This is a genomic window from Geobacillus thermoleovorans (assembly GCF_001610955.1).
GTDB lineage: Bacteria > Bacillota > Bacilli > Bacillales > Anoxybacillaceae > Geobacillus > Geobacillus thermoleovorans.
Map to the genome: position 1 here is coordinate 187,460 of NZ_CP014335.1, position 12,899 is coordinate 200,358.

The 12,899-nt window shown below is 50.8% G+C and carries 10 protein-coding genes and 1 riboswitch; of the genes, 8 read left to right on the top strand and 2 right to left on the bottom strand.

The features are described from left to right. Position 1: 1 nt before the first annotated feature. Positions 2-1,957, bottom strand: coding sequence for a lipoteichoic acid synthase (locus tag GT3570_RS01075; RefSeq protein WP_021322035.1), 1,956 nt, complete (start codon positions 1,955-1,957; stop codon positions 2-4). 450 nt (positions 1,958-2,407) lie between these two features. Here GT3570_RS01075 and GT3570_RS01080 point away from each other — a divergent pair, with 450 nt between their 5' ends. The 7 genes from GT3570_RS01080 to GT3570_RS01110 all read left to right on the top strand — a co-directional run bounded on the left by GT3570_RS01080 (position 2,408) and on the right by GT3570_RS01110 (position 10,515). Then, entirely contained in the window at positions 2,408-3,745 is a 1,338-nt protein-coding gene (locus GT3570_RS01080) for a TrkH family potassium uptake protein (protein WP_062898314.1), read from the top strand. A gap of 150 nt (positions 3,746-3,895) precedes the next feature. After that, positions 3,896-4,035, top strand: a riboswitch (cyclic di-AMP (ydaO/yuaA leader). A 94-nt stretch (positions 4,036-4,129) separates the two neighbouring features. Beyond that, a complete protein-coding gene (locus GT3570_RS01085) occupies positions 4,130-5,965 on the top strand; it encodes an APC family permease (protein ID WP_011229723.1) in 1,836 nt (611 codons plus the stop codon). 105 nt (positions 5,966-6,070) lie between these two features. Then, the gene (gene ytaF / locus GT3570_RS01090; RefSeq protein WP_011229724.1) at positions 6,071-6,709 is read left to right on the top strand and encodes a sporulation membrane protein YtaF; all 639 of its coding nucleotides are present in this window, start codon (positions 6,071-6,073) and stop codon (positions 6,707-6,709) included. A 67-nt stretch (positions 6,710-6,776) separates the two neighbouring features. Further along, positions 6,777-7,760: a sporulation protein gene (locus GT3570_RS01095; protein ID WP_062898315.1), complete on the top strand. Its 984-nt coding sequence runs from the start codon at positions 6,777-6,779 to the stop codon at positions 7,758-7,760. Positions 7,761-7,911: 151 nt separating this feature from the next. Then, on the top strand, positions 7,912-8,418 hold the full coding sequence (locus tag GT3570_RS01100) for a spore coat protein (protein ID WP_082816493.1): 507 nt from the start codon (positions 7,912-7,914) through the stop codon (positions 8,416-8,418). 153 nt (positions 8,419-8,571) lie between these two features. Further along, positions 8,572-9,510: an ROK family protein gene (locus GT3570_RS01105; protein ID WP_011229727.1), complete on the top strand. Its 939-nt coding sequence runs from the start codon at positions 8,572-8,574 to the stop codon at positions 9,508-9,510. 183 nt (positions 9,511-9,693) lie between these two features. Beyond that, positions 9,694-10,515 (top strand): undecaprenyl-diphosphate phosphatase, encoded by an 822-nt coding sequence (locus GT3570_RS01110; protein ID WP_013144033.1) that lies wholly within the window; start codon positions 9,694-9,696, stop codon positions 10,513-10,515. Between the two features lie 300 nt (positions 10,516-10,815). Here the strand turns inward: GT3570_RS01110 and GT3570_RS01115 are convergent, their stop codons facing one another. After that, a complete protein-coding gene (locus GT3570_RS01115) occupies positions 10,816-11,889 on the bottom strand; it encodes an undecaprenyldiphospho-muramoylpentapeptide beta-N-acetylglucosaminyltransferase (RefSeq protein ID WP_023633371.1) in 1,074 nt (357 codons plus the stop codon). A gap of 273 nt (positions 11,890-12,162) precedes the next feature. On the opposite strand from GT3570_RS01115, the gene GT3570_RS01120 reads away from it, so the two are divergent. Further along, entirely contained in the window at positions 12,163-12,891 is a 729-nt protein-coding gene (locus GT3570_RS01120; protein WP_014194676.1) for a polysaccharide deacetylase family protein, read from the top strand. Positions 12,892-12,899: the final 8 nt, after the last annotated feature.

Genomic DNA, 12,899 nt, shown 5'->3' on the forward strand with positions numbered 1-12,899 from the left:
ATCATTGATCGCTTCCCTCTTCACGGTTATTGTAATCATATTTTGACGGATCGACCGGCTTGAAGCCTTTCGGTGTATAGAACCGGAGCAAATCGCCATAGACGACTTTATCCGATAGGTCAAGCTTCGTACGGACGATTTGTTCGAGCCGCTGAATTTCCGGCGTGCTTTCAAGAGGTTCGCCTGTTTTCGTGTCATAGTACTTGCCGTTGACCGCTGTCACCTTCGGCGTGACAAAGTCGCCGTTGCGGAACGGAACGATTTCTTGATGTTCAGGTGACAGCAAATCCGTTCCAAAATGGACGTAATTTTTTGTATCAATGCCCAGCAGGTGCAAGACCGTCGGCAACAAATCGATTTGGCCGCCAAACTCGTGAATGACGCCGCCTTTTATGCCCGGCACGTGGATGAACAGCGGCACCCGTTGCAATTGCGCATGTTCATACGGCGTAATTTCTTTTCCTAAAATTTGCGCCATGGCTTTGTTATGATTTTCCGAAATGCCGTAATGGTCGCCGTACAAAATGATGACCGAGCGGTCGTACAGACCCGATTTTTTCAAGTAGTCAAAGAACTCTTTCACTGCTTCATCCAAATAGCGTGCCGTTTGGAAATAACGGTCGACCGAGCCGTCGCCTGTCGTCGCCGGCGGGATCGTCGCATCCTCCTCGCTGATCGGGTATGGGAAATGATTCGACAGCGTAATAAATTTCACATAGAACGGTTCTTTCAATGTTTCTAATAGCGGGATCGACTCCCGGAAGAACGGTTTATCTTTCAGACCGTAGTTCAAGACGTCCTCGTCGTTCATATCGTAGTAGCTGGCGTCAAAGAAATGGTCAAAGCCGAACGACTTGTAAATTTCATCGCGGTTCCAGAACGTTTTGTAGTTGCCGTGGAAGACGGCGCTTGTATAGCCGTATTGGTGCAAAATGGCCGGAGCCGCCTGATACGTGTTTTGTCCTTTCGTCGTAAAGACAGCGCCTTGCGGCAAGCCAAACAGCGAGTTTTCGAGCATAAACTCCGCATCCGACGTTTTCCCTTGTCCTGTTTGATGGAAGAAGTTATCGAAATAGAACGTGTTCGGATCGCGGGTGAGCGAGTTTAAGAACGGGGTGACTTCTTCACCGTTCAACTTATAGTTAATCACAAAGTTTTGCAGCGACTCTAAATGAATGTAAATGACGTTTTTCCCTTTCGCCACGCCGAAATATTTCGGGTTCGGTTTGGCATACGTCGCCTGCACATAGTTCAGCACAGTCGTGATGTCGCTTTTGTTTGCGAACGCCCGCTGCGTCGATGATTTCATGCTTTGGAACGCATCGTAAATCAAATAGTTGTACACGCCTAAATATTTGACGATATAGTTGCGGTCGAACGTTCTTGTCAAGAGCTGCGGGCGGTCGGTCTCAGCGAGCGCCAAGTTGATGCTGAACATCAGAATGGCCGAAGCGAAAATGGCGCCTTTTTTGAATCGGCCGGCCTGCACTTCCGGGAGCGAGAATCGCTTCGAGAAAACGATCACCGCCAAAATGATCGTATCCAAGAAATAGAACACGTCATACCAGCGGAGCAACTCCCAAATGCTTCTGCCGAGATCGCCGAAGTTTTTCGTTTGCGTCAACGTCGGGAATGTAATAAAATCGCTGAAAAAACGATAATAAACGATATTGGCGTATAGAATGAACGATAAAACGAAATTAATAATAATGAGCCATTTGTACACACGCGTTTCCTTGGCCAACAGCGCCAACCCAAGGAAGAATACCGCCGAGCTGATCGGGTTGATGAACAATAAAAACTCCTGCATGGAGTTGCTGATGCCAAGGTTAAATTCCGCTAAATAGGCGGCGTACGTCTTCAACCAAAATAAGAGCACGGCAAAAATAAAAAAGCCAATGTATTGGTTAGGGAGAGAACGACATTTTTTCAACCATTTTTCCCAAATTGCCTTCACGTCCTCTTCTCCTCCTTTGCCTCGTATTCTTAACGATGCTTCTATGTTTATATCAACAGCCGTTGCCCACAGCAACAAACGTTTTATTCTTACATGATTTTACATCGGAACGTCTCCATGTCAAGTAGCATAATACGTCTGTTGCCAAAAGTCAATGGAATGTTTTTATGGGACTGGTGCAAGCCCCCTTCCGCGCTTCAATGCCTGTGTGGTCCCAGTCGGACTGCCATTTGCCATTCATATAGACGAACGGAGACGGAAAAGGTTTCAATGCATCCACATTCTTGAAGTCGGTGGCCATGCCCTTTATCCATTTTATTATGCAGAAAGAATGTTATGATGAAAATGGTTTAGAGTACCCGAACAAGCTTGTTTTTGGTATATTTTTTCTATGCATCATCCACAACTATAAAGAGGCGATTATGTGAGCGAGGGGGAAGGGATGGGGCTTTGAATGCGAACCGTAAATTTTTCGATCCGCCGAAAGTATTAGTGTCCGGCTTTGCCTTGATTATTTTGGTTGGAGCTTTCTTGTTGATGCTGCCGACGGCGACCGTTGACGGAAAAGGACTTCCGTTTTTAGACGCCTTGTTTACGGCGACATCTGCTACGTGCGTGACCGGACTTGTTGTGGTTGATACGGGGACGACGTTCACGTTGTTCGGCCAGCTGGTCATTTTAGCGCTGATCCAAGTGGGCGGGCTTGGATTTATGACATTTGCTACGTTGTTTGCCTTTTTGCTCGGCAAGCGGATTTCCTTGAAAGAGCGGTTGTTGCTGCAAGAGGCGCTCAATCAGCTGAGCATCGAAGGGATTGTTCGGCTCGTGAAACGCATTCTCGTTTTTACCGTCGTCATTGAGGGCATCGGCGGATTGCTGTTGGCGATTCGTTTCTCGTTCGATATGCCGTTTTGGAAAGCCGTGTACTTTGGGTTCTTTCATGCGATTTCCAACTTTAACAACGCCGGCTTTGACTTGATGGGCGAGTTTCGCAGTTTGACCGGCTATGTGGAAGATCCGGTCGTGAGCCTTGTCGTGCCGATTTTAATTATACTGGGCGGCATCGGATTTATTGTCATGAATGAAGTGTATGAGTACCGGCAAACACGGCGGCTGTCTCTTCATACGAAGGTGGTGGTCATCACGACGGCATGGCTGGTGTTTGCCAGCATGGCGCTGATATTGCTGCTGGAGTGGAACAATCCGAAGACGATGGGGCCGCTGTCGCTCTCAGGCAAGTTTTTGTCCGCGTTTTACCAAGCGGTCACTCCGAGAACGGCGGGCTCGAATACGCTTAACATCCCGGATTTGACGCAACCGACGCTGTTTTTGATCGTTTTTCTCATGTTTGTCGGCGCTTCCCCGGGTTCGACGGGCGGAGGAATCAAAACAACGACATTTACGACCTTGCTCGGCGCGGTTTGGTCGCAAATCCGCGGGAAGGAAGACGTCATTTTGTTCCGAAAACGAATCGTCTACGATACGGTATACAAGTCGCTGACCGTGACCATGAGCGGATTGTTTGTCGTCATGCTTGTGACGATGGTGTTGACGATTACCGAAAAGGGAAAAGACTTTTTCATGATTTTATTCGAAGCGACATCGGCGTTTGGGACTGTTGGACTATCGATGGGATTAACCCCTGAATTGTCTCCGCTCGGAAAGGCGGTCATTATCTTGACGATGTTTGCCGGCCGCGTCGGTCCGCTGACGATCGCGTACGCGGTCACGCTGCGCCGTCAGCCTGATCCGTTCCGCTATCCGAAAGGGAAAATTATGATTGGATAGAGGCAAGACAGGAAAAAGAAAGAAAGCATAAAGATAAGGACGGTTTATGCGAAAAAGCGGCTCAAAGGCAGAGAAAATCGTTGTTTTTTCCGCTTTTTCACTGTTTACGGAGAAAAGGGGGAGGAGTAATATATGGAAGCAGAAACAACTGAATATTTAGCGCTGAATCCGTCATGGAGCGGGGGACCCACTTGTTGCAACGCTCGTTGCTAGGGGTGAATCCGAAAGGACGGGCATCTCTCCAAGCCCGAACCCGACAGCTAACCTCGCAAGCGCTTTGGGGAGGGACGAGTATGGTTTTGAACCAAACGTAGCCGTTGAGCGCGTCCTCAGCGGTTTTTTCTTTTTGAATCAACTCGAATATGCTTTGGGAGGAACGGAAGCATGGCTTCGTTAAAACGTTTGTTGATTGGGAAACCGATGGAGACAAAACGGCTCAAACATGAAAAATTGCCGAAATGGAAAGCGTTGGCCGTTTTTTCTTCCGATGCGCTGTCATCGGTGGCTTACGCGACGGAAGAAATTTTGCTTGTGCTTGCTTTATTAGGGACAAGCGTCTTTTTCTATTCGCTGCCGATCGCGGTGGCGATTTTAGTATTGCTTTTGTTAGTGACCTTGTCGTATCGGCAAATCATTTACGCGTTTCCGTCCGGCGGCGGGGCGTATGTCGTCGCCCGCGACCATTTGGGGACGAAAATTAGTTTAGTGGCCGGGGCGGCGCTGATGATCGATTATATTTTAACTGTCGCCGTCAGCATCAGCTCCGGCGTCGCCGCGCTGACATCGGCGTTTCCGGGGCTGCTGCCGTGGAAAGTGGAGCTCGCTGTCGCTCTTGTCTTGCTTTTAATGGTGCTCAATTTACGCGGCATTACCGAATCCGCAACGGTTTTCGCCTACCCGACGTATGTGTTCATTGGCTTCGTTCTTGTGATGATCGCTGTCGGCGGGTGGCAGTTGTGGCAGGAAGGATGGCATGGGTTTACGATGCATGAGCATGCTTCCACAGCTCACATGTTTGCGTCCGGTTACAGTTTGTTTATTTTGCTGCGCGCCTTTTCATCGGGATGTTCGGCGATGACTGGGGTCGAAGCGATCAGCAACGGCGTGCCGGCGTTCCGGCCAGACAGTTCAAAAAACGCCGCCATTACGATGGGATGGATGTCCACATTGCTTGGCGTGATGTTTTTAGGCATCACCGTGTTGGCGGCGGGATTCGGCGTTACTCCGACCGAGCATCAAACGGTCATTTCGCAAATCGGACGCCATGTGTTTGGGAATGGTCTTTTGTTTTACTTGTTTCAGCTGGCGACGATGGTCATTTTAGTGCTCGCGGCGAATACGAGTTTTGCCGGGTTTCCGCAGTTGACGTCGATTATGGCGAAGGACGGTTTTTTGCCGAGAAGCTTGGCGGCACGGGGCGATCGCCTTGTGTTTTCCAATGGCATTATATTGTTGAGCGTGCTGGCGATCGCATTGATCATCGCGTTTCATGCCAAAACCCATTCGCTCATCCCGCTTTATGCGGTTGGCGTCTTTCTTTCCTTTACGATCGGCCAGAGTGGGTTGATTAAAAAATTATGGAATCGGGAAGAAGGACGGAAATTCGGCGTGCTGCTCACCGTCGGAACGGGAGCGGTGGTCACCGGGATCGTCACGCTCGTCACGATGATCGCTAAATTTACGCAGGGGGCCTGGATCGTCATCGTGGCGATTCCGTTGTTCGTCTGGATGTTCATCCGAATTCACGAGCATTACAAAAAACTTGGCGAGCAATTGCGGCTTGACGAACGGGAGTGGCAACAGCGCGGGAAACTGTTGAAACCAAAAGTCATTATTCCCATTTCCGGCGTCAGCAAAGTTGTCGCCCAATCCGTTCAGTACGCTCGCAGCATTTCCGACGACATTACGGCACTGTCGATTATTTTCGACGAAAAAGACGAACAAAAGCTGCGGCAAAAGTGGGAGAAGTTTTATCCGGACATTCCGTTGAAAGTCATCTATTCACCGTACCGAACCATTTTGTCGCCATTGTTAGAATACATCACGAAAGCGGAAAAAGAAGCAGACCGCGCGCCGGTGACAGTACTCTTGCCACAATTTATTGTGAAAAAATGGTGGCATACGTTTTTGCATAACCAAACCGCAATCATTTTACGCTTTTTTCTGATTATGAAAAAAGATGTCGTTATTGCGACATTGCCGTATCATTTGCGGGAATAATGTCGAGAAAAGGGGAAACATTTCCCCGGAAATCGATGCGTGTCGAATGGCAAAAAAGTCCCCTCTCCGTACGAAATTGCATATCGTACCGCAGGGGGGATTCCTATGTGGTTATGGGTGTCCATGATTTTGCTCGCTTTCAGCGTGAGCATGGACAGCTTGAGCGTAGGCATTACGTATGGAATGGGTGGTGTCCGTTTTTCCTGCTTTTCGTTGGCGCTTATTGCATGCATGTCTGGAATGATGGTGTTTGTGTCTATGAACATCGGCCGTCTGTTGGCGCTTGTTTTGCCATTGCAAGTTGAGAGAGGGCTTGCTTCGGTCATTCTCATGGCGCTTGGCGGTTGGGCGATTTATAACGTCTATAAGCCAAAGGGAGACGGAAGCGATTCCTCTATGGAATGTGATGGAACAGGGGAGGCTAACCGATTCAGCGGCGCTGTTCAAGTATTGAAACGGCCTGAACTTGGGGATCTTGATCGTTCAGGCACGATCAGCCAAAAAGAAGCGTTGTTGATCGGGATCGCTTTGTCGATGGATTCATTTGGCGCCGGGATCAGTTCGTCGCTTTTGCATTTCCCGCCGCTTTCGTTTTCCCTGTTGGTTGGCGTATTTACTCTCATGTTCATCCGAGTCGGCTTATCGTTGGGGTACATGGTGTCGAAAACGGGAATCATGAAAAAGGCGACAATGCTGCCTGGGGTTGTGTTGATTGTCCTAGGGTTGATCAAATTATTTCGGTGACACCATTTTGGCGGCTCGTTCGTAATTCAAATGTGAAAATAGGTTGATGAAAAAGGAGAGAGGTCCGATGTGGAAAAAGTTTTTATCGAAATTCGGCATTGGCGCTGCCAAAGTGGATCTCGTGCTGCATCGCCCTCATGTGCGCCTTGGTGAAACGTTGGAAGGGGAATTTTTGCTGGAAGGTGGTTCGGTCGCCCAACACATTCGGAACCTAGATGTCGTATTGCAATTGGAGGTGCACGCGGAAGGAAAGGCATATCGCCGAACCGCAGCGGTGATCCCGGTCGCTTCCTCGTTTACGATTCAGCCCGGTGAGCGGAAAGTGCTCCCGTTTTCGTACGCACTGCCGCTCCATTTGCCGATCAGCCGCCCAACGGTCCGTTATACGTTCGTCACCCGGCTCGATATTGCCGATGGGGCGGATGCATATGACCAAGACGCCATTCACATTTTGCCGCCGACGGCCTTGGAGCAAGTGTTTTCCGCTTTGGCCGCCCTGGGATTCCGGGAGAAAGCGACATCTGGGAGCATTACGCCGCATGGCCAGGAATTTGCGTTCTTCCCGACGAGCGAATTTCAAGGGATCGTCCAAGAAGTCGAGTTTTTTGCCCTCGTCGAGGGAGAAGGGGTGCGTTTGTATATGGAGATCGACGTCCGCCACGGCTTTGGCGGGGAACGCGAAATGAAACGGGAGCTGTTGATCACTCATGAACAGCTTCGCGATTCGGCGACGGCAGCCCGTCTGCTTCGAGAAGCCATTGAAGAGGCGGTGCGGGCGGCCGGGGCGTTCGGCCAGCTGAGCGGGCATCCATTGGCAACGCCGCATTCGCCAATCTATAGCCATCCAGTAGGCCATTATCCACCCGTCCATCATTCGCATCATGGCGGACACGGGTGGGCTGGTGCCATTGGTGGGTTTGCGGCCGGGATGCTGGCGGGAATGGTAGCGGAGGAGCTGCTCGACGATGCCGTTGATGATGTGGCTGACGGTCTGGATGTCGATGACTGGTTTGACGGCGGCGATGGATTTGATGGCGGGGATTGGCTGTAAACAGGATGGAGGAAGGCGTTTCGCCTGAGGCGGGACGCCTTTTTTGCCGATACGGAAGGCCCGTACAATGGTGACCGTTTCCTTTTTATAGGCATATAACAGTAAATGGAAATGAACTGATAAAAAACAAGGGGGAAGCGTGATGAACCATATGCATGGGCAAATGCACGGCCATCGCCATTTGGCATGGCATGAAACGTTGGAGCTGCATGAATTGATCGCTTTTCAGGCCAACGCGTTAATGAAAATGAAAAGGGCTGTCGGCAAGATCGACTGTCCTGAGTTGAAAGGGCTTTATACGGAAACGATTCAAGGATTGGAAACGAACTTGCGCGAGCTGCTTGCCTTCATCCCGGCGGCACCGATGATGGAAGAAAGCCGCGTCCATGATGATGGCGACCGGGCCTTGCACGCTGGCGATTTGCTTGGCTTTTCAAAAACGGCAGTGCGTAATTATGCTGCTGCCATTACCGAGGCGGCGACGCCGGTGCTGCGCAAAACGTTTGTCAAACATCTGCTCAAAGCCATTGACACGCACGAAAAAGCGTTCAACTATATGTATGAACGCAGTTATTATCCAGCGTACGATCTTGTCCAGCTCCTTCACAACGACGTCCGCAACGCGCAAAAAGCGTTGTCGATGGGATATGAACGATAACAGAAACGAGCCGCTCCCGCCAAGTGGAGCGGCCTCTTTCATTGCGGCGGGGAGGAGCGGATGGACCGACGGCGAATACATAAAAGCGGAGAAACAGCTAAGCCTAATGGAGCTAGAAGAGAGGAAAGATCATAAACGAAGGAGGCGTCATCGGTGCGTTACTATATCGTTTTTGATATTGGCGGCACATATGTCAAACATGCCGTCATGAACGAGCATGGCGACTTTTTCGAAAAGGGGCGTTACCGTTCGGAGCGGCATGACTTTCATCAATTTCGCGATGACTTGCTTAACGCCGTCCGCCAGGCGCAGGCGAACTATGAACTTTCCGGCATCGCGATCAGTTCCGCAGGAAGCGTTGACAGCGATCTTGGCATCATCGGCGGAAGCAGCGCATTGCCGTGCATTCACGGCCCAAACTTTAAAGAAGTATTCGGCGGAGCGACGGGCCTGCCGGTGGAACTGGAAAATGACGCGAACTGCGCAGCGCTCGGTGAATTATGGAAAGGAGCGGGGCGGCACTGCCGCGACATCGCCTTTGTCATTGTCGGCACCGGCATTGGCGGGGCGATCGTGAAAGACGGACGCATCCATAAAGGGGCGCATTTGCACGGCGGGGAATTTGGCTATATGTTGATGGATGTCCGCTATGGGAACGGAAGGATCGAATGCAAAACATGGAGCGAACTGGCGGCGACAAGTGCGCTGATCCGGATGGCGGCTGAGGAAAAGGGGATGCCGGAGAGGGAGCTGGACGGAGAAAAAGTATTTGCGTTGGCCGAGAGAGGCGATGAAGCCGCGCAAAAGGCCATTGACCGGTTTTATTTTTCATTGGCCCAAGGGATTTTTAACTTGCAGTACGCATACGACCCGGAAAAAATCATTTTGGGCGGGGCCATTAGCAGCCGCCCCGATTTCGTCGACGAAATCAACAAGCGGCTTTCGGTGTTATTGTCGCTCGTTCCAATTGCCAAAGTCCAGCCGGTGGTGGAGACGTGCCAATTCAAAAACGATGCGAACTTGCTCGGCGCTTTGTATCATTACTTAGAGCGGCGCGGGGAGTTAGGGGAAGCGTCCGGCCCGTCCCATTGACTAGCAACAGGAAGTCGATGATTCTGTCTCGAAAACAAGGTCGCTGCCTAGAAAAAGCGCGGGTAGTACAAGACAAAGATTTGTAGTACAATAGAGCAGGCGCGGCCAAAAGCGGAGTGTTATTCCACCCGCTTGGCCCATATGTATAGAAAGGACGACCCCGCGCAGAAAGGATGGAAGGACATGCACTGGATGGAATTATGGAAGGCGATCATTTTAGGAATGGTCGAAGGGCTGACCGAGTTCGCCCCTGTTTCCTCGACCGGCCATATGATTATTGTCGACGATCTTTGGCTGAAATCCACAGAGTTTTTAGGCAAGTACGCGGCGAATACATTTAAAGTCGTCATTCAGCTCGGCTCGATTTTAGCCGCTGTGGTCGTGTTTAAAGACCGATTTCTCGACTTGCTTGGCGTTCGCGGCCGCCATCCGGGCGGACATCCGCGCCTTAACCTCATTCACGTCATCATTGGCCTGCTGCCGGCTGGGGTGCTCGGCGTCTTGTTTGAAGATTACATCGATGAACATTTGTTTTCGACAAAAACGGTGCTGATCGGCCTTGTGCTCGGCGCGTTGTTGATGATCGCCGCCGACAAATTCGCCAAAAAAGCCGCGCGGACGCAGACGGTCGACCAAATTACGTACAAGCAGGCGTTTTTTGTTGGTTTGATGCAATGTTTATCCTTGTGGCCCGGCTTTTCCCGCTCCGGCTCGACGATCTCTGGCGGGGTGCTTGTCGGCATGAGCCATCGCGCCGCCGCCGATTTCACGTTCATTATGGCTGTTCCGATCATGGCTGGGGCGAGCGGGCTGTCGCTGTTGAAAAACTGGCAATATGTCACCGCCGCCGATATCCCGTTTTTCATCGCCGGTTTTTTTAGCGCCTTTGTCTTCGCCTTGCTCGCGATCCGCTTTTTCCTTGAGCTCATCAACCGCATCCGCCTCGTGCCGTTTGCGGTGTATCGGATCGTGCTGGCCGTTGTCATTTATTTCTTATACTTCTAGTCGTGCCGCCTGGCGGGGTTGTTCCGCCGGGCGGTTTTCTGGTTGGGGGAAGGAAATGGAAAGAGAAAAAATTTGAATAAAAATAACCCGTAGTGCTAGCTGAGTGCTAAGACTGAGCCAGCATCACAATTCCAGTACAACATCATGAAGATATCGATCTCTTGTGCGACCATGTGTTCCGTATCAACCGTTATCGGCTTGAGCCGGTGTAAAGGAGAAGGCTCGTTGTGTGGTGATGAAAACAAAACGAGGCGATGCCGAAAAACGGCCGTGGTTGGCCGCATCGGGCATCGCCTGTTTTTACAAACGGGCGGTGTCTTGAATGATTGCAAGCAGCGTTTGCAGCGGATCGCTCGCGCCGGCTTTCTCCATGTTTTTTTGGTAGCGGTCTTTGTTTTCATATAGGCGGTGAATGGCGGCTTGCAGCGATTCGTTCGTTAAATCCTCTTCCATCAGCACTTCCGCATAGCCTGCTTTTTCAAACGAACGAGCGTTTGCAATTTGGTCGCCGCGGCTTGCCGCTTTCGAGAGCGGGATGAGCAGCATCGGCTTGCGCAAGGAGAGCAGTTCGAAAATGGCGTTCGCCCCGGCGCGGGAGACGACGATGTCGGCCAAGGCGAGTAAGTGGGGCAGCTCTTCATTGACGTATTCGAACTGTTTGTATCCTTTTTGGCCTGCGAGGCTCGGGTCGATGTTTCCTTTGCCGCAAATGTGGATGATGTCAAATTCGGCAAGAAGCGTCGATAGGTTGGCGCGCAAGGCGTCGTTAATTTTTTTCGAGCCTAAGCTGCCGCCCATCGCCAGCAAGACCGGTTTTTTTCCGTCGAACTGGCACATCTTCCTCCCTTGTTCGGCGTTGCCATCCTTCAACTCTTCGCGGACGACGGCGCCGACGTAGACGGCTTTATCGGCATTGACGTATTGCTTCGTTTCCGGGAAGGTGAGGCAGATTTTTGTCGCAAACGGCATAGCGATTTTGTTCGCAAGCCCCGGGGTTAAGTCAGATTCATGGATCACCGACGGCACACCGTTCAGCCAAGCGCCGAGAATGACGGGAACGGAGACGAATCCGCCTTTTGAGAAGACGACGTCCGGTTTTTCTTTTTGGATCAGGCGGTACGCCTGCCAAACGCCTTTCAGCACATTGAATGGATCTTTAAAGTTTTTCCAGTCAAAATAGCGGCGCAGTTTTCCGGTCGAAACCGAATAGTACGGGACGCCGTCGATGCGGCCGATAATCTCCCGTTCAATCCCTTGATGAGATCCGATGTAAACGATATCCCATCCCAGCTCTTTCAATTTCGGGATGAGGGCGACGTTGACCATCACGTGGCCGGCTGTGCCGCCGCCGGTTAAGATGATTTTTTTTCGCAATGCGGATCACCTGTCTTTTTTTAATCGCTCGTGTATCGTTATGTATTATAGCAGATTCCACCTAGCTTCGGGAGGAAACCAAGCGGTGGCGTTTTTCGTATAGTAAGAAAACTGGACGGTCTGCATGAAATTTTCATGATTTTCTTTTCGATTTCTCATTTGTTTGTTATATGATAAAACATCTGCAGCGTGATGATCTCGAATACAGAAAGTTCATTTTTCTATTTTCAGAGAGAAGAAATATTGGTAAAGTACAATCAAGAGGTGAATGCCATGTGGGTTTGGCTGTTCGTTTGTTTCATTGTGGGAATTGCCATTTATGGCATTGTACCGACGATCATCATTCGCAAAAAGCGGGTGCGTTTGTTTCGGGAGGGGACGGCATCCGATTGTCTGGCGCTGACGTTTGATGACGGCCCCGACCCGTATTATACGCCAAAGTTGCTTGATTTATTAAAGAAATATGGCGTGAAGGCGACGTTTTTCGTTGTCGGCCGCAAAGTCGAGCGCTATCCGGATATTGTGCGGCGGATGGCCGAAGAAGGCCATGAAATTGGGATTCATAATTACCGCCACATCAGCAATTGGCTGTTGCCGCCGATTTGGTTGGATTGGGGGGTGCGCCGCGCCGCTGCGGCGATTGAGCGGGCGACGGGCCAACGCCCGGTGTATTACCGCCCGCCGTGGGGGCATTTTAACGCTTGGACGCCGATCGTGCAAAAGCGGTATACAACGGTGTTATGGTCGCATATTCTTGGCGATTGGAACGAAAAAATTGGTACAATGGAATTGTTCCGCCGCTTGCGTTCGTCCATACGCGGCGGGGCGGTGATTGTGCTTCATGACAATGGGGATGCGTTAGGTGCTGACAAACGCGCGCCAGAGCAAATGTTGTCAGCGCTCGAGCTGCTGTTTAAGGATGAAGCAGCGAAAAAGATGCGTTGGGTGACGATTACGGAACTGAGAAATGTGCAAACTAATACACAAATCTCGGCGATGTAGCGGGGGAG